Below are 21062 nucleotides of genomic sequence, written 5' to 3'. Positions count from 1 at the left end.
ACATGCGTGGAAACATCGCCCAACTGATGCAGCAGGCGCAGAAGATGCAGGAGAACCTGCAGCGCGCCCAGGAAGAGCTCGCCAAGCTCGAGGTGACCGGCAATGCCGGCGGCGGCATGGTCAGCGTGACCCTGACCGGCGCCAAGGAATGCCGGAAAGTACGCATCGATCCCTCGTTGCTCTCCGATGCGGAGATGCTGGAAGACCTGATTGCGGCTGCGTTCAATGATGCATCCAACAAGGTCGATGCCGAATCCAAGACGCGCATGGGCGCAGCGACGTCCGGCATGCCGCTGCCGCCGGGCATGAAGCTGCCGTTCTGATATTCGCCAATGGCCGGCCTGTGCGTGGCACCCGCCATCGCTGGTCCGGATGACGATCATGTCCAGTCCGCTGCTCGAACAGCTCATCGAGTCGCTGCGCGTCCTGCCCGGAGTGGGGCAGAAGACAGCGCAGCGCATGGCCTACCACCTGCTCGACCGCGAGCGGGACGGGGGCAAGCGCTTGGCCGGCGTGTTGGCCGAAGCGCTGGACCATATCGGTCATTGCGCGCATTGCCGCGATTTCACCGAAGGCGAGATCTGCACGCTCTGCGCGAGCGGCAGTCGCGACCGTCACCAGCTGTGCGTGGTGGAGTCACCCTCGGATCGCCTGGCGATCGAACAGGCGACGGGATACCGCGGCCTCTATTTCGTCCTGCACGGCCGGCTGTCTCCCCTGGACGGCATCGGCCCGCGCGAGCTGGGACTGGATGCGCTGTCGGCGCGGCTGGCGCAGGGCGAGGTCACCGAGCTGATCATCGCCACCAATCCCACCGTCGAAGGTGAAGCCACGGCCCACTACCTGGCGCAGCTGGCGCGGCAGCAGGGCGTGCGCCCGAGCAGGCTTGCCCATGGCGTGCCGCTTGGCGGCGAACTGGAATACGTCGACCGCGGCACGCTGGCGCACGCGTTCGGCGGCCGCAGTGAAATGACCTGACCGCACTCACACGGGGACGCGTGAACACCATGACCGACACCATCTTCGCCAGGATCATCCGCCGCGAGATTCCCGCCACCATCGTCTACGAGGACGATGAGGTGCTGGGCTTCAAGGACATCGCGCCGCAGGCGCCCGTGCACGTGCTATTCATCCCGAAGAACGACCCCATCCCCACGCTGGATGATGTACAGCCGCAACAGGCGCACCTGATAGGCAGGCTGGCGTTGGCTGCGGCGGAGTACGCGCGCCGGGAAGGCTTTGCCGGGAATGGCTACCGGGTGGTCATGAACTGTCGCGAGGATGCAGGGCAGACCGTGTTCCACATCCACCTGCATCTGCTTGCCGGTGCGGCACTGGGCCGTTTCGGTACGCAGGCCTGAAAGACCGCCATTTCGACCACGCAAGAAAAAAGCCGCTCGTAGAGCGGCTTTTTTCCTTCCCGGCGCGAGGTATTACCACCAGCCCCAACGGCCCCAGCGCGGTCCCCAGAAGGGGTCGTAGTACGGGTAGGGGCGGACCTCCACTTCGCGCACTTCCGGCCACAGATACACCACGTCCGCCGCGACACGGGGAAGCTGGTAGTCGTAGTCGCCGATGCGCGTGCTTTCGTAACCCTCGATCTTGCCAACGAAGGTCACCTCGCGGCCCTCGGAGAACACGGCCGGATCGTAGAAACCCGCGCGGCACGCAATGAAGCGGCCATCGGTCGCATCCGGTGCCGAGGACAGCGGCCGGCCGGTGGCGGCGAGCGGACGCGATACAAGCTGGAAGCAGGTACCGTTCTGGGCCGGGGTGGTACTGATGATGCGGCCGCCCCATCGCACCGGCGCGCCCACCTGTGGCGTACCGACGGAATCCCGCGGGTTGACCGGGGTGAACGTGCCCTGCAGCGGCGCGGGTGCCGTAGCGCAGGCGGAGAGCAGCGCGGCGGCTGCGACGACAACGGCGAAGCGAAGTTTCATGGCCAGTCTCCAGCGGGTTATGGGCGGTGCCGGCGCAGGTCTTCGATCAGTGCGCGGTTGTCCCCCTCATCCGCAGCGTAGCGCGCTGCAGCGAAACGCCGGCTGAGCGAAACCAACGGGTTTGCGCCCTCAGGTCGCTGGGCGACCACTCTGTACGCCCAGGCGCCGGCAGTCTCGTGTGGCTCCCGCCCCAGGCCCAGCCGGGCGTAGCGTGCCCCCAGGCGGTGCCAGGCGCGCAGCAGCGGGTCGCGCTCGCGCTCGCCCCGGGCCAGCAGCCAGGCCATCCAGCCCACCGCGATCATCGCGAACACGCCGAACAATGCGGCCAGTCCGGATGGCCCAAGCTGCTGCGCACCCAGCTGCTGCAGGATGCGCGTCTGGCGCTTGGCATCGAAACCCAGCACCATGTCGTTCCATCCGCGGCGCAGCCAATCGCTCATCTGGCCCAGGCCATCGATGCTGATCAATCCGGCGCCGCCGGCGCGGGCACCGCCAAGCCTGTCCTCGAGAGTGTCGTAGATGCGCTCCGGTGCGACTGCAGCGGTGGGGTCCACGCGAACCCAGCCCCGCTGCGGCAGCCAGACCTCGGCCCACGCATGCGCGTCCATGTTGCGGACGATCCAGTAGTCGCCCAACCGGTTGTAGGTGCCGCCGGTGTAACCGGTGACCACGCGCGCCGGGACGCCACCGGAGCGCATCAGGAAGACGAAGGCCGAACTGAAGTGCTCGCAGTATCCCGCCTGCTGGTCGAAGAGGAATTCGTCGACGGTGTTGCGCCCGGGGAAGGGCGTGTTCAACGTGTAGGCGAAGCTGGAGCGGATCCAGTCGAGTGCGCGCGCGACCTGCACGGCGTCATTGCCGCCGGCTTCGCGCCGCCATTGGGCACCCAGTGCGCGTGTCCGTGGATTGAAGCCGGCGGGCAGCTGCAACGCCTGCCGGCGCACGGCGTCGGGCAGCTGGACATCGAAGCGGGTCGGAGCCGACGATTGCACGCGCCAGCGGCTGAGTGCATTCAATGGAAGGCGCGTACGCGTGCTGTAGTCGCGCGTCAGGCGGGTGCCTTCCGGTGCGGCGACGGGAAGGTCCAGCATCACCAGGTCGCGATTGTCGGTCGGCTCCACGTCCATCTGGTAGTCCCATACCGTGGGTGCGCGCATGCTCTCCGCCGGCGGCATATCGGACAGCGGATTGCCGCGGGTCCAGGTCCGGCCGTCGAAGTCCGCCAGCACCGGGCCACGCCAGTACATCTGGGAGGTCGGTGGCGTTGCGCCGAAAAACTGCACACGCAGGGCGGGCGTGTCATCGGCGATCAGGTCCAGCCAGCCGCCGGGGGACATTTCGTCGCTCAAGCCCGGCTTGGAGAGGGCGCGTTCGGGCACTCCCCACAGTGGCGTGGGAAAGCGCGGGAAAAGCCAGAACGCCGCCATCACCAACGGGACACCGATCAGCACGAGCTTCCCGACCTGGCGGAGTTGCTGCAGCGGCCGGGCCGGGACAGCGGACAAGGTGACCTCGGCGTCGGCAAGGCGATGCAGCGCGACCAGGCTGCTCAATACGCCGACCAGCCCCAGGGCCATGCTCAGTGGTCCCTGGTCGAGAAGGAAAGCAGCGAAGGGTGCGAACAGTGCGAAGCCCAGCAGGCTGCGGTTGTCACGCAGGCTGCGGGTTTCGGTGGGCTTGATGGCCAGCATCGCGGCCAGCAGAGCACAGCCCGTATCGCGCCCGAACTGCATGCCGGTGAAGGCCATGACAGCGACCACCATCGTGATGGCCAGCAGTGCACGCAGAAGCGCGGGCAGCGGACGCTTCCATGATGCGAAGGCGAGCGCGACGCCCGTTGCGCCCAAACCCGTCGCCAAGGTAGGGGGCAGGTGGACCAGCAGGGCGAGCAGGCAAACGCCCGCCGTCGCCAGCGTCCATCGGCGGCTTGCCGGATCCAGCGTCGTGGGCTCAGGCGAGGGCATGCGGCATCAGCGCCAACGCGCGCAGGCAGAGGTGTCGATGGGCGGTGCCCGCGCCTGGACCGAGCGGAGGTTGGCCAGGCAGCAGCAGGCGATAACGACGGCCCTCGCGTTCGGCCAGGTCGATCCAGTGCGCCAGGCGCTGGATGCGGTGCTCGTGGAGCAGCGCGGGCAGCGCAGTCCATGCGAGTTCCACTTCCTGCCCCAGCGGCTGCTCGTATTCGCGTACCAGCAGCTGATCGTGCCGAGCCGAGGGTTTCCATGCGATGGAACGCCGTGCATCGCCCGCGCGGTAGTTGCGCAACTGATGCACGTCCTCGCCACCGGCGTGCAATCGCGTGCGGCTTCCGGCCCCCGAGATGTCGGGCAGCGGTGGACCTTGCGGCTCGGGAGCCGGGTAGACCAGCAGAGGGGAGGAGGGCCATACCCAGGCCCAGGCGCGCGCGAGTCCCAGCGGTTGCGTGGTGGACAGGCGGATACGGTCGAGGTCGTACCATCCGCGCTGCTGAGTCGGAAGTGACAGTTCCGCCACGACGCCGTCAGATGGCGCCAGCGTGGTGAAGACGTGCCTGTCGCAGGCATCCACGCGCAGGCCATGGCGCGCGCGCGCGTCGCGTGAAGACAATGCCACCTGCAGGCGCAACGGGGTGCCTGCCGGGACGGGGTCGGCGGCGATTGCATCGATCCGCAGGTCCGCCAGTTGCAGGTGCGCGAAGATCAGGCTGGCCATCGCCGTGGCACCCAGCAACAGCGCCAGCAGCAAACCCGGATTGTTGTTGTAGTTCAACGCGCCCAGCGCCATCGTGAACACCAGCGCCGCGAAGAAAAGACCGAACCGCGTGGGCAGCACATAGATGCGCCGACGGTCCAGCTGCACGGGCAGGGATTCGGGTTGGCGGGGTCTGGCCAGCCTGGCGAAACGGCGGGCGAGGCGGGCGCGCGGCGTGCTTGCCATGCTCAGTCCACGGGAACCGCGTGCAGGATGGCCTTGGTCAACGCGATCGCCTGACCGGTCTCGGCCTCGGCGACGATGCGATGGGAGGCCACGGCGAGGAACAGCGTCTGCACGTCCTCGGGCAGCACATGGTTGCGGCCCACCAGCAATGCATAGGCACGTGCGGCGCGCAGCAACGCGATGCCCGCGCGCGGGGACAGGCCGACACGCACGCCGGGGTGTTGCCGGCTGCGGGCCAGCAGTGCCTGCACGTAGTCGATCAGGGCATCGCTGGCATGCACTTCGCCAACGGCTTTCCGCAGCGCCACCACTTCTTCGGACGACAGCAATGGCATCGCCCGCGCGATCATCATCCGCCGGTCCGTGCCGGCCAGCAGTGCGCGCTCGGATTCCGCATTCGGATAGCCGAGCGCCAACCGCAGCAGGAAGCGATCCAGTTGCGAGTCCGGCAACGGATACGTGCCGGAGAGATCCACGGGATTCTGTGTGGCGATCACGAAGAAGGGCTCCGGCAACGCGTGGGTCACGCCATCCAGCGTGACCTGGTGCTCGGCCATGGCTTCCAGCAACGCGCTTTGCGTGCGCGGAGGCGCGCGGTTGATCTCGTCCGCCAGCAACACGTTGGTGAAGACCGGTCCCGGATGGAAGCTGAAGGCGCGCGCCTGGGCATCGTAGACCGACACGCCCAGGACATCGGCCGGCAACAGGTCCGAGGTGAACTGTACGCGCTGGAACGTCAGGCCCAGCGTGGCCGCCAGTGCGTGTGCGAGCGTGGTCTTGCCGAGCCCCGGCAGGTCCTCGATCAGCAGATGGCCATCGGAGAGCAGCGCCACGAAGGCGAGGCGTACTTCATGGGCCTTGCCCAGCACCAGGGAGTTGACCTGTGCCTGGGCGCGCTTGAGGGCGTCGGCCAAGCCTTCGGATAGCATAGGGCGGGTGCTGGGAATGGCGGACATCGCGCTCTCGGTTTCCGATCGTGGGTTCAGGGAAGTGTAGCGAGATGGAAGAAGAACAACGCGCGCGCCAATGGTTCCTTGCAGTGTGGACAATCGTGACGGTCGTCAAGATCGCGATCGCTTCACGCTTGCCGTTGTTCGTGGACGAAGCTTTCTACTGGCAGGAAGGCCAGCATCTGGCGGCTGCGTATTCCGACCTGCCGGGATTGACGGCTTGGTTGACGCGCCTCGGAACCGAGTTCGGCGGACATCACGTACTGGCGGTGCGCGCGCCCTTTCTGCTGTTGGCGGGCGTGCTGCCATGGCTGGTGGCCCGGAGCGCGGCACACTGGTTTGGTGCTGCAGTGGGGTGGCAGGCGGCCTTGCTGACCGTGCTGATGCCGCTGTCGGGCACGCTCGGCCTGCTGGCGTTGCCGGATGTGCCGATGGCGGTCGCGACGGTGCTCTGCGCCGATGCCGGTGCGCGGCTGCTGCGTGACGTCGATGCGATGTCGGCGACCGAACTGGCCCTCGGGCTGATGCTGGGCGCGCTGAGCCACTACCGCTTCGTGGGTGTGATCGGCGTGGGCCTCATCGCCCTGCTGTGGTTGCCCGAGGGCCGGAAAGTACTCCGTGATGCGCGGGTCTGGGTCGCGCTTGCGGTGGGCCTGCTCGCCTGGGCGCCACTGCTCGCGTGGAACCTCGAGTACGCCGACGCCGGCCTGCGTTTCCAGTTGCTCGATCGCCATCCCTGGGCCTTCCACGGAGACGGCGCGCGCTTCCTGCTGGTGCAGGCGGCCCTGGTCACGCCGTTGCTGTTCTGGGCCATGCTCGTGGTGTGCCTGCGCGGCTTGCGTGGCAGCGAGGATGCCGGCACCGCATGGCGTTACTTCGCGTTGCTTGGCGCAATCTCCACACTCGGTTTCTTCCTCATCGGCTTCTTCGCCGACAACGAACGCGTCAGCTTCCATTGGCCGTTGCCGGGCTACCTCGCCCTTCTGATGGTGGTGCCGTTGCTGTTGCGCACGTGGTCTCCCGCGCGGCGCAAGGCGAGCTGGGGCATCGCCGGCATCGGCGCGGCGCTGATGCTGGGCTACTACGTGGTGGTGTCGTTGCCGGGGCTGCGCACGCAGATGGCTGGCAGCAAGTACTACCCCGAGAACTTCGCGGGCTGGGACACGCTGGCGGCGGAAGTGCGCAAAGCCCAGGCCGGGTTGCCCGAGGGAACGGTGCTGCTCGCGGACAGCTTCAAGACCGGCGCGGAACTCGGCTTCGCGCTGGGGGATGCGGAAATCCCGACCCTGGATCACCCGTTGAATCGCAAGCACGGGCGGGCTCCCCAGCTCCGGCTATGGGGCCTCGAGCACGATGGCAAGCGCAGCGTACCCACCTTGTTGGTGGTCGCCGCCACCGACGTGAAGTTCAGCGCATTGCTCGCGCACTACCAGCAGTTGTGTGCCGTGGTGGGGCCCTTGCCGCCAGCGGAGGTGGTGAACATCGATCATGGCGCGCGGCGTTTCCTGCTGTTCGCTCTGCCGAAGGAGCCCGCCGGAGGTGAATGCATGACGCCTGTCGTGGCCAACATCGACGTGCCGGAAGCCGGCGCCACTGTCGGCCGCCGCTTCAGCGTGGGTGGCTGGGCGGTGAAGGACGTGGTGGGCGTGACGAAGGTGGAAGTGCTGATGGATGGCCGGGTCGTCGCCGAAGCCACGGACGCCAGCGCCAATGAATGGTTGACCGTTTTCCTGAAGGGCGCTTCGCGCGATCCGCGCATGCCCCGCGTGCAGTTCAATGTCGAGTTGGACGCCGGCGCGTTGCCGGCTGGCCGGCATTGGCTGGGGCTGCGTCTGACCGGTGGCGACGGCAGTGTGGAGACCTGGGCGGAACAGCCTGTCGTGGTGCGGTGACGCTTCAGGGCAGTTCGAAGCCGGCCTCGCGCAGCATCCGCGCCACCGCGATCAGGGGCAGGCCGACCAGGGCAGTGGGGTCCGACGATTCGATGGCATCGAACAAGGCGATGCCGAACCCTTCCGATTTGAAGCTTCCGGCGCAATCGAAGGGCTGTTCCGCGTCCACGTACCGCTCGATCTCGGCGGAATCCAGGCGGCGGAAGCGCACGGTGGTGACGTCCTGCGCCTGCAGGACCTGTTCATCACGGACCAGGCATACGGCTGTGTGGAAGCGGACCTCCCGGCCCGACATGGCGTTCAGCTGGGCGATGGCGGCCTCGCGCTGGCCCGGCTTCCCCAGGGGCTGCCCGTCGAGCTCGGCAGCCTGGTCCGCGCCGATGATCCAGCTGCCCGGGTGCTGGTGGGCGATGGCATCGGCCTTGGCCCGGGCCAGGCGGCTGGCCATGGCCGGCACGGATTCGCCGTCCAGCAGCACTTCGTCCACTTCCGGGCGCGCGATGTGGAACGGCACGCGCAGCCGCTCGAGCAGCTCTCGGCGGTAGCGGGAAGTCGAGGCAAGCATCAGCGGCATGGCGTCGGGTGACTGGCAGGGGCGGGCGGGGGAGTCTGACGGGCGGCGGGGCGCCCGGCAAGCCATCCTCCTCGGGCGGGGTGGTTTGACAGTTCGGTCCTTCATCCTTAACATTCAGCGGCTTATGTCCGTGAATACGCCCGAGATGTTGGATGCTTGGCGCATGGTCGCGGCCCGGCGCAGCTTTGAAGGCCGCCTGCCGTTGTCCGCGATGACGCGTCTGCAGGGTCTTCTGGTCGATACCGAAGGCGATGTGCGCTACACGATCGAATTCGACCGTGACGCGCTGCAGGTGCCTTACATAGGCTTGCGGATCGAAGTGGGGTTGCCGCTGGTGTGCCAGCGCAGCCTGCGGCGTTTCGTGTTGCCGGTGACGGTCGAGCAGCGGCTCGGGCTGGTCCGGAGCGAGGATGAGGAATCCGCGCTTCCGCCCGGCTACGAGGCCCTGCTGGTGCCGGAAGACGGCATGCTGCGCCCCAGCGAACTGGTCGAGGACGAACTGGTCCTCGCCGTGCCGGTGGTGCCGGTGGATCCAACGTCCGAGGCCGTGGAGCGCGAGTGGGCCGCGGATGAAGAAGAGGTGGCGAAGACCAGTCCGTTCGCGGCGCTGGCCTCGCTGAAGAAGAACTAGCCGCTACCGCGGTCTGGCAACACGAACCGCAAGGTTCACCAACAGATACAAGAGCTGGAGCAATCCCATGGCTGTGCAGAAATCCCGCGTTACCCCGTCCCGCCGTGGCCAGCGTCGTTCGCACGACGCGCTGACCGCCAAGCAGCTGTCCACCGACCCGACCACGGGCGAGATCCACCTGCGCCACCACGTGACCGCCGACGGTTACTACCGTGGCAAGAAGGTCATCGCCACCAAGACCACGATGGTCGAGGAAGATTGATCCGCGTGGCGCGCCCTTCGCGGGGCGCGCTTTCCGCATGATCAATGACAATCAGGGCCCTTCGTGGGGCTGGCAACGGGAGTGTGCATGAGCGAGCCGGGTAACAAGGGGCGCATTTATGCGCGCATCGCCGGTACGGGCAGCTATCTGCCCGAGAAGGTGCTGACCAACGAAGACCTGTCGAAGCTGGTGGATACCAGCGACGAATGGATCCAGTCCCGCACCGGCATCCGTGAGCGCCATATCGCCGCCGAAGGCGAGACCGCGGGCGACCTGGGCTACCAGGCGTCGCTCCGCGCCCTCGAGGCGGCCGGCGTCGATGCCTCCGAGATCGACCTGATCGTGGTGGGCACCACCACGCCCGACCTGATCTTTCCCTCGACCGCCTGTCTGATCCAGGCCCGGCTGGGTATCGCGGGCTGCGCGGCGCTGGACGTCAATGCGGCCTGCTCGGGTTTCATCTACGCGCTCAGCGTGGCCGACAAGTTCATCCGCTGCGGTGATGCCAAGACGGCACTGGTCATCGGTACCGAGACCCTCAGTCGCATCGTCGACTGGACCGAGCGCACCACCTGCGTGCTGTTCGGCGACGGTGCCGGCGCGGCGGTGCTGAAGGCCGATGGTGAGACCGGCATCCTCAGCACCCATCTGCATGCCGATGGCAGCAAGAAGGAACTGCTCTGGAATCCGGTCGGCGTGTCGGCCGGTTTCAAGCCGGATGAGCCGAACAACGGCATCCGCATCCACATGAAGGGCAATGACGTCTTCAAGTACGCCGTCAAGGCGCTGGATGGCGTGGTGGATGAAACGCTTGAAGCCAACGGACTGGACAAGCACGACCTGGACTGGCTGATCCCGCACCAGGCGAACCTGCGCATCATCGAAGCCACCGCCAAGCGACTGGACATGTCGATGGACCAGGTCATCGTGACCGTCGACAAGCATGGCAACACGTCGTCGGGCTCTGTGCCGCTGGCGCTGGATACTGCCGTGCGTTCGGGTCGCGTGGAACGCGGGCAGCTGCTGCTGCTGGAAGCGTTCGGCGGAGGCTTCACCTGGGGTTCCGTGCTGCTGCGCTACTGACGCCTGCGGCAACAGGACGCACGAAAAGGCGACGCCGTTAAGCGTCGCCTTTTCCATTTCCGGCGTGCATGCGCGAAGGGTGTGCGTGCCACGCATACGCCCCGGTACAGACAATCCGGCGTCTTCACCCGTATCATCGCCGCCTGTTTTCACTCAGGATGTCCTGGTGACTTCCACGCAACTCGCTTTCGTCTTCCCGGGCCAGGGCTCGCAGTCGGTCGGCATGCTGGCCGAGTTGTCCGAATTGCATCCGGTAGTGCGCGAGACGTTCGCCGAAGCGTCCGATGGTGCGGGTGTCGACCTGTGGGCGCTGTCGCAAGGCGGCCCTGAAGAGATGCTCAACCGCACCGAGTACACGCAGCCGGCATTGCTTGCAGCGGGCATCGCGGTATGGCGTGCCTGGCAGCAACAGGGTGGCGTGCAGCCGTCCCAGCTCGCCGGGCACAGTCTGGGCGAATACACCGCGCTCGTCGCGGCAGGCGCGTTGTCGTTGAAGGACGGCGCCCACCTCGTGCGCCTGCGCGGCCAACTGATGCAGGAAGCGGCTCCGCAGGGCGTCGGCGCGATGGCCGCCGTGCTGGGCGCCGAGGATGCCCTGGTGGCCGAGGTCTGCACGCAGGCGTCCGACAGCAAGGTCGTCGTGCCCGCCAATTACAACTCGCCAGGCCAGATCGTGATCGGCGGCGACGCCGAGGCGGTCGATCGTGCAATCGTGTTGCTCACCGAGCGTGGCATCCGCAAGGTGGTGAAGCTCGCGGTCAGCGTACCTTCGCACACGCCACTGATGCGCGAAGCGGCCAATCGCCTCGCGGAGGTGATGGCAGGGCTCGACTGGCACACGCCGTCGTTGCCGGTGGTGCAGAACGTGGATGCACACGTGCACGCCGGGGCGGACGCCATCCGCGATGCACTGGTTCGCCAGTTGTACCTGCCCGTGCGCTGGACCGAGTGCGTCCAGGCGCTGGCGTCGAATGGCACCACGCGCATTGCGGAGTGCGGTCCCGGCAAGGTGCTCGCGGGGCTGGCGAAGCGCATCGACAAGGGCCTGGACGCGCGCGCCATCGGTGGTGTGGGCGACTTCCAGGGTGCGCTTGCCGATTGGCAGGCGTGACGCCCGCGCGGCTCCCTTCCCTTATCCTGACCTCCCGCGCTCGCGCGGAACCGTTCCGAGGACATCATCATGAGCAAGCCCCTGCAGGGTGAAATCGCGCTGGTCACCGGCGCCAGCCGCGGCATCGGCGCCGCGATCGCCGACGCTTTGGCTGCCCACGGCGCCACCGTCATCGGCACCGCGACCACCGCCGCCGGGGCGCAGGCCATCGGCGAGCGGATGGCCGCATCCGGTGGCCACGGCCGCGAACTCAACGTCACCGATGGCGCGGCAGTCGAAGCCCTGATCGATGCCGTCGCCAAGGAGTTCGGCCCGGTGTCCATCCTGGTCAACAACGCCGGCATCACCCGCGACAACCTGCTGATGCGGATGAAGGACGAGGACTGGCAGGCCATCCTCGACACCAATCTCACCAGTGTCTATCGCACGTCCAAGGCAGTCATGCGCGGCATGATGAAGGCACGCAAGGGCCGCATCATCAACATCGCCTCGGTGATCGGCGTCACCGGCAATGCAGGGCAGGCGAACTATGCCGCCGCCAAGGCCGGCATCATCGCGTTCTCCAAGTCGCTGGCGAAGGAAATCGGCAGCCGCGGTGTCACCGTCAACGTGGTCGCTCCCGGTTTCATCGCCACCGACATGACCAAGGACCTGCCCGAAGAGACCAAGAAGGCGCTCGGTGAGCAGATCGCACTCGGTCGCCTGGGCGAGCCGGCCGACATCGCGAATGCGGTCGCCTTCCTCGCGGGGCCGGCGGCCGGCTACATCACCGGCGAGACCCTGCACGTCAACGGCGGCATGTACATGCCGTAAAGAATTAGCTGTAAGTGGTTGATTCGGTGGCGATTGGCGATACCTGCCCGCCGTCGCCGGTTTCCACTACACTATCCCCGGTTTGCCCTCGCCCCGCGTCGGCAGAATCCAACACGTCACCCATCTCCGTCTGGAGCGAATCCATGAGCAGCATCGAAGAACGCGTCAAGAAAATCGTCGTCGAACAACTCGGCGTGAAGGAAGAAGAAGTCACCACCAGTGCATCGTTCGTCGATGACCTGGGCGCCGACTCGCTGGACACCGTTGAACTGGTGATGGCGCTGGAAGAAGAGTTCGAATGCGAAATTCCGGACGAGGAAGCCGAGAAGATCACTTCGGTGCAGCAGGCCATCGATTACGTCAAGGCGCACGTCAAGGCGTAAGTCCCGCACCTGCAGCAAACCGTGTCGGGGCCGCGCATGCGGCCCCGCGCGTATCCGGCCCCCATGCGCCCGCGTAGGGCGCGGCCGCCAAGATCCATGAGGAATCCGATATGAGCCAGCGTCGTCGCGTCGTCATCACCGGCATGGGCCTGGTGTCCCCCCTGGGCAATGACATGGCCAGCAGCTGGGACGGCATCGTCAACGGGCGGTCGGGCCTGGGTCCGATCACCACCTTCGATACCGAGGGCTACAGCACCAAGATCGCGGGCGAGATCCGCGGTTTCGACCCCACCGCCTTCGTGCCGCCGAAGGACGTGAAGAAGATGGACTCGTTCATCCACTACGGACTGGCCGCGTCGCTGATGGCGATGGACGACTCCGGACTGGAAGTGACCGAAGCCAATGCCGAGCGCATCGGCGCCATCATCGGTGCAGGCATCGGCGGCATCCTCGGCATCGAGGAGACCGCGGTGAAGCTGCACGAAGGCGGCCCGCGCAAGATTTCCCCGTTCTACATCCCAAGCACCATCATCAACATGCTGCCGGGCCACCTGAGCATCATGAAGGGCCTGAAAGGGCCCGGCTATTCGGCGGTATCCGCCTGCGCCACCTCGAACCACTCGATCGGCATCGCCATGCGCAGCATCCAGTACGGCGACGCCGACGTGATGATCGCCGGTGGCGCGGAGCGTGGTTCGTCGCCGACCTCGGTGGGCGGGTTCTGCGCCATGAAGGCCATGTCCACCCGCAACGACGATCCTGCCCGCGCCTCGCGTCCGTGGGACAAGGATCGCGATGGCTTCGTGCTGGGCGACGGTGCCGGCATCCTCGTGTTGGAGGAGTACGAACACGCGAAGGCGCGTGGCGCGCGCATCTACTGCGAGCTGGCCGGTTTCGGCGCCTCGCAGGACGCCTACCACATGACCGCGCCCAGCGAGAACGGCGAGGGCCCATCACGCTGCATGCGGTCCGCACTGAAGGACGCCGGCCTGAATCCGGAGCAGGTGGAATACCTCAACGCGCACGGCACCTCCACGCCGCTGGGCGACCTGGCCGAAACGCTGGCGATGAAGCGCGCGCTGGGCGACCACGCGTACAAGATCATGGTCAGTTCCACCAAGTCGATGACCGGCCACCTGCTGGGCGCGGCCGGCGGCGCGGAAGCCATCTTCTCCGTGCTGGCCATCCACCACGGCATCATCCCGCCGACCATCAACCTGGACGAGCCGGGCGAAGGCTGCGATCTCGACTACGTGCCGCACACGGCGCGCGAGAAGAAGATCGATGTGGCGGTGTCGAATGGCTTCGGCTTCGGCGGCACCAACGGCACGCTGGTGTTCAAGCGGATCTGATCCTGTTCCGTCCTTCTCCCTCCGGGAGAAGGTGGCGCGCAGCGCCGGATGAGGGTGCGGCGGAATCATCGACCCCTGAATCATTGCATCTTCTCCGCACCCTCTCCCCAACCCTTCTCCCGGCGGGAGAGGGGCCAGGAACGACATGATCGAGACCCGCGCGCTTCCTTCAGACACCGACCTGCTGGCCCTGCACCGCCAGGATCCGCAGCGCTATCCCGTGCTGCTGGAATCCGTCGCGTCCGGCACCGCGCAGGGACGCTGGGATTTCCTGCTGGTGGCCGATGGCACGGGGCTTCGCCTGGGGGCCGACGGCGTGACCCGCGACCTTCGAGGCAACGCGGAAGCCGGCGATTTCCTCGCCGTGCTCGATCACCACTGGCAGGCGCAGCGCATTCCCCGTGAAGAACCACGCTGGCCGTTCCGTGGTGGCTGGGCGCTGCTGCTGGCGTACGAGCTGGCCCAGCAGGTGGAGCCTGTCCTGCATCTGCCCCACGCGCCGGCGACGCAGCCGGTCGCGCTCGCCCTGCGCTGTCCTGCCGCCGTGCTGCGCGATCGCAGTACCGGTGATTGCGTGGTGGTGGCCGAAGCAGGACAGGGCGGACTGATTGCCCGCACGGTGGACGATGCCGCCATTGCGGCGCGACAGCCCGCGCTACCTGCTTGGGTACCTCCCGCACGCATCGACGAAGATGCGCCGCGCCGCTTCACCGACGGCGTGGACCGCATCCTCGACTACCTGCGTGCGGGCGACATCTTCCAGGTCAACCTGTCGCGGGCCTGGCGCGCGCATTTCGATACACCGCTCGATCCCGCCACGCTGTACGCACGGCTGCGCACCGCCAATCCCGCGCCGTTCGCCGGCCTGTTCAGCACGCCGGAATGGACCGTGGTGAGCTCATCCCCCGAACGTCTGGTGTCGGTGCGTGGCGACGTGGTCGAAACCCGGCCCATCGCCGGCACGCGTCCACGCTTCGAAGGCGATGACGATGCCGCACGCATCCGCGAACTGGTGGGCCACCCGAAGGAGCGCGCCGAGCACGTCATGCTCATCGACCTGGAACGCAACGACCTGGGCCGCGTGTGCACGCCCGGCAGTGTGCAGGTGGACGAGCTGATGACGGTGGAAAGCTATGCCCACGTGCACCACATCGTCAGCAACGTGCGCGGTCACCTGCGTGACGATGCCACGCCCGGTGATGTCATCCGCGCCACCTTTCCCGGCGGCACCATCACCGGCTGCCCCAAGGTGCGCTGCATGCAGATCATCGCCGAACTCGAACAGACGCCGCGTGGCGCCTACACCGGCGCGTTCGGCTGGCTGAACCGCGATGGCGATCTCGACCTGAACATCCTGATCCGCAGCGCCGAGATCGTGGCCGACGGACAGGGCAGCGTGGCCCGCTTCCGTACCGGGGCCGGCATCGTCGCCGACTCGATTCCGGACAGGGAACTGGATGAAACCCGCGCCAAGGCCCGAGGCGTACTGAAGGCGCTGGAAGGCTGATTGCTGTTGCCTTCTCCCCATATATGGGGAGGAGGGGGGGGCGCCGCTGCGGCTGATCAGGCCGCGCCTACAGCCTGAGACGGCGACCGGGTATCCTGCACGGCCTGCTTCAAGCACCGAGGACTACGTGGCGTCAGCTCTCAAGCGCGGTTGCCGCTTCATCGTCATCACCTTCCTCCTGTTGCTGGCCCTGGCGGCCGGCGCGGCGTTCTGGCTGTGGCAGGGCCACCGCGGGTTCGCCGATACCGCCATCGGTGGCGTCAGCGCGGAGGCCACCGTGGAGGTCGCCAGTGGCGATGCCTTTCCCACCGTGCTGCGCAAGCTGCGCGCGCAGGGCGTTTCGCATGGCAGCGACCTGCAATGGCGGCTGCTGGCCCGCGAGACCAATACCGCCAGCCAGCTGAAGGTCGGCGAGTACGCGCTGTCCCCGGAACTCACCCCGCGCGAGCTGCTGCAGCGCATGCGCGAGGGCCGCACGCTGCAGTACCGCTTCACCCTCGTCGAGGGCTGGAACATCCGCCAGGTGCGCGCCGCGCTGCGCAACGCCACGCCCCTGCAGCAGAAGACCGCGCAGATGAGCGATGCCGAACTGATGGCCGCGCTGGGTCATCCCGGGCAGCACCCCGAAGGCCGCTTCCTGCCCGAAACCTACGTCTACACGCGCAGCGAATCCGACCTCGACGTGCTCAAGCGTGCCCATGCCGCGATGGAGAAAGCCGTGGTTGCCGCGTGGGAAGGCCGTGCCAACGGCATCCCGCTGCAGTCGGCCGAGGAAGCGTTGATCCTCGCCTCCATCATCGAGAAGGAAACCGGCATCGCCGAAGAACGCCCGGCCATCGCCGGCGTGTTCGCGCGCCGCCTGAAGATCGGCATGCCGCTGCAGACCGATCCCACCGTCATCTACGGCATCGGCAGCAGTTACGACGGCAACATCCGGCGCCGTGACCTGACCACCGACACGCCGTACAACACGTATACCCGCAAGGGCCTGACGCCCACCCCGATCGCCATGCCGGGCGTGGACGCGTTGAAGGCGGCGGTGAATCCCGCCGATGGCGACGCGCTGTACTTCGTCGCAGTCGGCGACGGCAGCGGACGGCACATCTTCTCCGCCACCCTGGCCGAACACAACGCCGCCGTGGCGCGCTACCTGGTGACGCGCCGCGAGACGCTGCGCAAGGCGGAAGCCCCGTGAGCGAAGCCGTGCTGTCGCAGCCACGCCTGATCACGCTCGAGGGCGGCGAGGGTGCCGGCAAGACCAGTGCGATCGCGGCCATCCGCGACCGTCTGCAGGCCGCCGGCCACGACGTCGTGCAGACGCGCGAACCCGGCGGCACACCGCTGGCCGAGCGCATCCGCGAGTTGCTGCTCAATCCGCAGGACGAAGCACTGGCGGCGGAAACCGAATTGCTCCTGATGTTCGCCGCGCGCGCGCAGCATGTGCGCGACGTCGTGCGTCCGGCGTTGCGGCGCGGCGCATTCGTCGTCAGCGATCGCTTCACCGATTCCAGTTATGCCTACCAGGGAGCGGGACGCGGATTGGACCCCGAGTGGATCGCCGCGCTGGAGCGTCGTGCGGTGGGCCTGAAGCCCGGCCTGACGCTGCTGCTGGACCTGGACGTGCGCGAAGGCCGCGCACGCACGGCGGGGCGCGACCTGTGGCCGGACCGCATCGAGAGCGAGCAGGACGATTTCTTCGAGCGCGTGCGTGCAGGCTTCCGCGCGCGTGCGGCCGCCGAGCCGCAACGCTTCCGGGTGATCGATGCCGCGCAGCCGCCGGCCGGCGTGGGTGCCGCCGTCGATGACGCCATCGGCGCCTACCTGCGCACCCTGACGGACAGCGACCTGGCATGAGCATGAGCACCGTGTTCTCGCCCTGGCAGCAGCGCGCCTATGACCACGCCGTCGCGGCGCTGGACGCCGGTCGTCTCGGCCACGGGCTGCTGGTCTGCGGTCCCGCCGGGCTGGGCAAGCGGGCGGTGCTGGATCGGCTGGCCCGCCGCGTGCTGGCGCAGCAGCGCGACGCGCACGGCGAACCCGCCCCCGGCGACCGCAGCACGCGCCTGATCGACGCAGGCACGCACCCCGACCTGCAGGTCATCTCGTTCGTCGCCACCAAGGATGGCAGCAAGCTGCGCACCGAGATCGTGATCGACCAGATCCGCGAGGTGTCGCAGAAACTGGCGCTGACGCCCCAGTACGGCGGCGCGCAGGTGGCCCTGATCGACCCGGCCGACGCGATCAACCGTTCAGCCTGCAACGCCTTGTTGAAGACGCTGGAAGAGCCCGCGCCGGGACGCTACCTGTGGCTGGTCAGTGCGCAGCCCGCGCGTTTGCCGGCGACCATCCGCAGCCGCTGCCAGCGCATCGAGTTCCGCCTGCCACCGCGTGAAGAAGCCCTGGCCTGGCTGCAGGCGCAGGGCCACGCGACGGCCGAGGCCGCGCGTGCGCTGGATGCCGCGCGTGGCCATCCCGGCCTGGCGGACGACTGGTTGCGCCACGACGGGCTGGCCTTGCGCGAGGCGGTGGCCCGCGACCTGCAGCGGCTGGAAAAAGGCGAGATCGGCGTGGTGGAAACCGCGCAGCGCTGGGCCAACGACGAACTGGCCGATGCGCGGTTGCGGCATGCGGCCGACCTCGCGCTGGAACAGGCCGGCACCGTCGGCTTGACCGATCCGGCCCGATTGAACAAGCTGGCCACCTGGTTCGATGCCGCCAACCGCACCCGCGATCTGTTGCGGACCACGGTACGCGGCGATCTGGCCATGGTGGAACTGCTGCTGGCCTGGGCCGGCAGCGACCGCGGTCGCGCTGTCGGTGCGCGGCGCGGATGACCGACACGCACGGAGACGGGGAATGAATGCAGCAGGTGGACGACAGGGCATCCTGTCGCTGGCAGTGAAAGACAAGGCCGCGCTGTACAACGCCTACATGCCGTTCGTGAAAGGCGGCGGCATCTTCGTGCCCACGCCGAAACGCTACTTCCTCGGCGACGAGGTCTTCCTGCTGCTTACTTTGCCCGAATCCAGCGACCGCCTGCCGGTGGCCGGCAAGGTGGTATGGGTGACGCCCATCGGCGCGCAGGGCAACCGTGCTGCCGGCATCGGCGTGCAGTTCGCCGAGAACAGTGAAGGCGAAGCCATCAAGAACCGCATCGAAACGATGCTGGCGGGCAGCCTCGGCGGCGAGAAGCCGACCCACACGATGTAAGCCGGATCGCAGCGGCAGCTCGAACACCCCCAGGGGTTCCCCGGGTGCAGGGCGCCATGCCCCGATCCCCTCAGGAAGCGCCGCGCTGCACGCGGCGGAGATAGCGGATCGTGGCGGTCTCCCACTGCCGCGCACCACTCGCACCCACGGCGGCGCGCTGCAGGCGGCCGTCTTCCCACCCGCTGAATACACGCGGGTCCACGTAGTTCTTCTCGCAGATGCGCGGCGTATTGCCCAGCAGGTCGGCGGCCCCACGCAGCACGGCCAGCCGCACCTGCGCGCGGGCCGATGCATCCTCCTTCGCCGGCGCTGGCAGTGCCGCCAGGGCGCGGAAGGCGAACAACGTGGCGCCCAGCGTGCGGAAATCCTTCGCGGTGTACGGGCCATGCAGGTGCGTCTGCAGATAGTTGTTGACGTCGCCCGAGGTAATGCGCTGCACGCAGCCATGCTCGCGATACTGGAACAGCGCCTGTCCCGGCAGTTGCCGGCACTGGCGCACCAGCCGCACCAGGCGCGCATCGCTGACGCGGGATGCCAGCGCCTTGCCGCCCTTGCCGCGGAAGGCGAAGCGCACTTCGCCCCCGGCGATGAAGTGCGCGTGCACGTTGCGCAGGGTGGTGAGGCCGTACGAACCGTTCTCCTTCGCGTAGCTCGCGTTGCCCACCCGCAGCAGGGTATGGCCGAGCAGGGCGACGACCAGCGCCACCACTTTTTCGCGCGGGAAGCCCGGCAGGGCGAGATCGGCGCGCACCTGCCGTCGCAGGCGCGGCAGGGCTTCGGCGAATGCGATCAACCGGTCGTACTTGCGTGTCCCGCGCTCGGCCTGCCACGCGCGGTGGTAGCGGTACTGCTTGCGCCCGCGCGCGTCGCGCCCGGTGGCCTGCAGGTGGCCGCGTGCATCGGCGCAGATCCATACATCGGTATAGGCGGGGGGAATGGCCAACTGGTGGATACGCGCAAGCGTGGCGGGATCGCGAACCGCGCGGCCGCGCGCATCCAGGTACGTGAAGCCACGTCCGCGGCGGCGCCTGCGCAGGCCGGGCATCGCATCCGTCGTGTAGTGCAGGCCGCCCATCGCGCCTCAGAAGTCGTCGACGTACTCGAGCACCAGGCCGTACTGCGCGGCGACATCGTCGGCAGCGTCGCGCACGGCATCGGCGTGCGAAGGACCTGCTTCGACCTCCAGTGCATGCACGTCGCTGCCGCCGATGTCGTCGGTGAGGCCGGCGGAACTGGAGTCGTCGTCGTCCATGTGCGGCATCAGGTCCGCCAGTTCCTCCGCGCGTTCCACGCCGTCCAGTCCGTGCAACGCCGTCACCAGCGCATCGAAGCCGGTGCGCGGACCGGTGGCCCGCAGTCTGATCATGGTCATGGGGTTCCTTTGCGCCATGCGCATTCGTGGTTCGCCCGACCATAGGGCGGCTCCGGTCACGCCCTCGTGAAGTTCATCCGGGTATCGGTGGAGTGGCGTTCAGCACGTCCTTCTCGCGACAGGGCCATGGCAGGTCTCATGCCCGCTACACGATGACTGCGGACGGACCACGCTTTCCTTTTCCCCGTGCGGCGGGGAGAAGGTGGCCGAAGGCCGGATGAGGGGCGAGCGCAGTCCCCTCCACCGCAACGTCTTCACGCCGCGCTACCATCCGCCCCGGGGCTGTCGGAGTCCCGCAGGGAGCAGGGAATGAAGGAATCACGCGCAAGCCAGCCGTCGCGCTCATGGACTGTGCTGTTGTTGATGTTGGTGGTGTGCGCGCCATTGCTGGCGCAGGCGCAGACGTTGTCGGGCCTGCGGGTATTGCCGCATGAAGGTCCGGACTCTTCGTTCTCCGGGTGGCAGAGCGAAGGTGCGGTGCCGGCGGCGTTGACGGTGTCGCTGGAGCTGGGCGACGAGGTGTACGGCGCGACATTGCGGGTGCAGCCGGCGAAGGCGGGCGAAACGTACCGGGTACGCGTGCAGTACGAAACCAGCCTGGGCTTGAGTGCGGAAGGTCCGCACCTGGATCTCACGGACTGGAAGCACTGTGTGTCGGACTGGGAGGCGGCGGACGCGCTCGATGCGGTGTCGTTCGTGTTGCCGACGCCGTCAGCGGAACAGCACGCGTGCTTCCCGAAGTACACGCGTGGGGAACTTGAGCAGGCGGTGCGTGCGTACGCGGTGGCGCAGGGCGATCCGGCGATGGCCGATGACTGGATTCCCCGCATCGGGGAAGGAGACGCGCTGGGCACGGTGGTGCCGTTTGTGGCGATCAGTGCGGTGCGCGTGAGGGTGGAAGTGCTGCGAAAGGGGAAATGGGTCGAGGTGACGACGGTGGCGTTCTTGCCGCCGATGGGATGTTGAGGGAGGGTGTCGATTGTGGGTGAGCTCGCGAACCCCGACATCGCAATATCGGAAAGCCAGCGGTGTCGGGCTTCACTTCGTTCAGCCCAACCTGTCG

24 protein-coding genes are annotated in these 21062 nt (G+C 67.6%); 17 read left to right on the top strand and 7 right to left on the bottom strand.

Features of this window, described 5'->3' with window-relative positions:
• The first annotated feature begins 2 nt into the window (after positions 1-2).
• From ACIPRS_RS02235 to ACIPRS_RS02225, 3 genes are read left to right on the top strand one after another with little or no spacing between them, the layout of a single operon-like run.
• Entirely contained in the window at positions 3-323 is a 321-nt protein-coding gene (locus ACIPRS_RS02235) for a YbaB/EbfC family nucleoid-associated protein (protein WP_142123999.1), read from the top strand.
• Between the two features lie 58 nt (positions 324-381).
• Positions 382-978 carry a recombination mediator RecR gene (gene recR / locus ACIPRS_RS02230; protein WP_337730132.1) on the top strand — a complete coding sequence of 199 codons (597 nt, stop codon included), beginning with the start codon at positions 382-384 and terminating at the stop codon, positions 976-978.
• Positions 979-1007: 29 nt separating this feature from the next.
• The gene (locus ACIPRS_RS02225) at positions 1008-1361 is read left to right on the top strand and encodes a histidine triad nucleotide-binding protein (RefSeq protein WP_337730131.1); all 354 of its coding nucleotides are present in this window, start codon (positions 1008-1010) and stop codon (positions 1359-1361) included.
• Positions 1362-1433: 72 nt separating this feature from the next.
• Here ACIPRS_RS02225 and ACIPRS_RS02220 read toward each other — a convergent pair whose 3' ends face one another.
• The 4 genes from ACIPRS_RS02220 to ACIPRS_RS02205 are packed head-to-tail and all read right to left on the bottom strand — an operon-like array spanning position 1434 to position 5815.
• Positions 1434-1943, bottom strand: coding sequence for a Slp family lipoprotein (locus ACIPRS_RS02220; protein ID WP_142124002.1), 510 nt, complete (start codon positions 1941-1943; stop codon positions 1434-1436).
• Between the two features lie 17 nt (positions 1944-1960).
• Entirely contained in the window at positions 1961-3907 is a 1947-nt protein-coding gene (locus ACIPRS_RS02215; RefSeq protein ID WP_446537371.1) for a transglutaminase family protein, read from the bottom strand.
• Positions 3894-4859 (bottom strand): DUF58 domain-containing protein, encoded by a 966-nt coding sequence (locus ACIPRS_RS02210; protein WP_446537370.1) that lies wholly within the window; start codon positions 4857-4859, stop codon positions 3894-3896. The genes ACIPRS_RS02215 and ACIPRS_RS02210 overlap by 14 nt, the downstream gene beginning before the upstream one ends.
• 2 nt (positions 4860-4861) lie before the next feature.
• Positions 4862-5815, bottom strand: coding sequence for an AAA family ATPase (locus ACIPRS_RS02205; protein ID WP_446537369.1), 954 nt, complete (start codon positions 5813-5815; stop codon positions 4862-4864).
• A gap of 44 nt (positions 5816-5859) precedes the next feature.
• On the opposite strand from ACIPRS_RS02205, the gene ACIPRS_RS02200 reads away from it, so the two are divergent.
• Positions 5860-7701: an ArnT family glycosyltransferase gene (locus ACIPRS_RS02200; protein ID WP_446537368.1), complete on the top strand. Its 1842-nt coding sequence runs from the start codon at positions 5860-5862 to the stop codon at positions 7699-7701.
• Between the two features lie 4 nt (positions 7702-7705).
• Here the strand turns inward: ACIPRS_RS02200 and ACIPRS_RS02195 are convergent, their stop codons facing one another.
• Positions 7706-8275 carry a Maf family protein gene (locus ACIPRS_RS02195; RefSeq protein WP_192200765.1) on the bottom strand — a complete coding sequence of 190 codons (570 nt, stop codon included), beginning with the start codon at positions 8273-8275 and terminating at the stop codon, positions 7706-7708.
• Between the two features lie 124 nt (positions 8276-8399).
• Here ACIPRS_RS02195 and ACIPRS_RS02190 point away from each other — a divergent pair, with 124 nt between their 5' ends.
• From ACIPRS_RS02190 to ACIPRS_RS02135, 12 genes are all read left to right on the top strand, one after another.
• The gene (locus ACIPRS_RS02190) at positions 8400-8906 is read left to right on the top strand and encodes a YceD family protein (RefSeq protein ID WP_192200766.1); all 507 of its coding nucleotides are present in this window, start codon (positions 8400-8402) and stop codon (positions 8904-8906) included.
• Positions 8907-8973: 67 nt separating this feature from the next.
• Positions 8974-9168, top strand: coding sequence for a 50S ribosomal protein L32 (gene rpmF / locus ACIPRS_RS02185; RefSeq protein ID WP_192200767.1), 195 nt, complete (start codon positions 8974-8976; stop codon positions 9166-9168).
• 87 nt (positions 9169-9255) lie between these two features.
• The gene (locus tag ACIPRS_RS02180; RefSeq protein ID WP_446537367.1) at positions 9256-10251 is read left to right on the top strand and encodes a beta-ketoacyl-ACP synthase III; all 996 of its coding nucleotides are present in this window, start codon (positions 9256-9258) and stop codon (positions 10249-10251) included.
• Positions 10252-10417: 166 nt separating this feature from the next.
• Complete coding sequence (gene fabD, locus ACIPRS_RS02175) at positions 10418-11362, top strand: ACP S-malonyltransferase (RefSeq protein WP_446537366.1); 945 nt, start codon at positions 10418-10420, stop codon at positions 11360-11362.
• A gap of 69 nt (positions 11363-11431) precedes the next feature.
• The gene (gene fabG, locus ACIPRS_RS02170; protein WP_446537365.1) at positions 11432-12175 is read left to right on the top strand and encodes a 3-oxoacyl-ACP reductase FabG; all 744 of its coding nucleotides are present in this window, start codon (positions 11432-11434) and stop codon (positions 12173-12175) included.
• A 143-nt stretch (positions 12176-12318) separates the two neighbouring features.
• Positions 12319-12558, top strand: coding sequence for an acyl carrier protein (acpP, locus tag ACIPRS_RS02165; protein ID WP_014161144.1), 240 nt, complete (start codon positions 12319-12321; stop codon positions 12556-12558).
• A gap of 110 nt (positions 12559-12668) precedes the next feature.
• Positions 12669-13910: a beta-ketoacyl-ACP synthase II gene (fabF, locus tag ACIPRS_RS02160; protein WP_337730122.1), complete on the top strand. Its 1242-nt coding sequence runs from the start codon at positions 12669-12671 to the stop codon at positions 13908-13910.
• Between the two features lie 145 nt (positions 13911-14055).
• Entirely contained in the window at positions 14056-15417 is a 1362-nt protein-coding gene (locus ACIPRS_RS02155) for an aminodeoxychorismate synthase component I (RefSeq protein WP_446537364.1), read from the top strand.
• Between the two features lie 127 nt (positions 15418-15544).
• Positions 15545-16612: an endolytic transglycosylase MltG gene (gene mltG, locus ACIPRS_RS02150; RefSeq protein WP_446537363.1), complete on the top strand. Its 1068-nt coding sequence runs from the start codon at positions 15545-15547 to the stop codon at positions 16610-16612.
• A complete protein-coding gene (gene tmk / locus ACIPRS_RS02145) occupies positions 16609-17271 on the top strand; it encodes a dTMP kinase (protein ID WP_192200774.1) in 663 nt (220 codons plus the stop codon). Before mltG ends, tmk begins: the two co-directional genes overlap by 4 nt.
• Positions 17272-17273: 2 nt before the next feature.
• Positions 17274-18251: a DNA polymerase III subunit delta' gene (locus ACIPRS_RS02140; protein ID WP_446537992.1), complete on the top strand. Its 978-nt coding sequence runs from the start codon at positions 17274-17276 to the stop codon at positions 18249-18251.
• A 22-nt stretch (positions 18252-18273) separates the two neighbouring features.
• Positions 18274-18627 carry a PilZ domain-containing protein gene (locus tag ACIPRS_RS02135; protein ID WP_277729389.1) on the top strand — a complete coding sequence of 118 codons (354 nt, stop codon included), beginning with the start codon at positions 18274-18276 and terminating at the stop codon, positions 18625-18627.
• 70 nt (positions 18628-18697) lie between these two features.
• Here the strand turns inward: ACIPRS_RS02135 and ACIPRS_RS02130 are convergent, their stop codons facing one another.
• Positions 18698-19702: a DNA topoisomerase IB gene (locus ACIPRS_RS02130; RefSeq protein WP_446537362.1), complete on the bottom strand. Its 1005-nt coding sequence runs from the start codon at positions 19700-19702 to the stop codon at positions 18698-18700.
• A 6-nt stretch (positions 19703-19708) separates the two neighbouring features.
• Positions 19709-19999, bottom strand: coding sequence for a hypothetical protein (locus ACIPRS_RS02125; RefSeq protein ID WP_446537361.1), 291 nt, complete (start codon positions 19997-19999; stop codon positions 19709-19711).
• Between the two features lie 309 nt (positions 20000-20308).
• On the opposite strand from ACIPRS_RS02125, the gene ACIPRS_RS02120 reads away from it, so the two are divergent.
• Positions 20309-20965: a hypothetical protein gene (locus ACIPRS_RS02120; RefSeq protein ID WP_446537360.1), complete on the top strand. Its 657-nt coding sequence runs from the start codon at positions 20309-20311 to the stop codon at positions 20963-20965.
• The last annotated feature ends 97 nt before the right edge of the window (positions 20966-21062 follow it).

Source organism: Pseudoxanthomonas sp. LARHCG66 (assembly GCF_052871755.1).
Note: the sequence above shows the minus strand (reverse complement) of the source record. Positions and strands in the feature narration are given on the sequence as shown.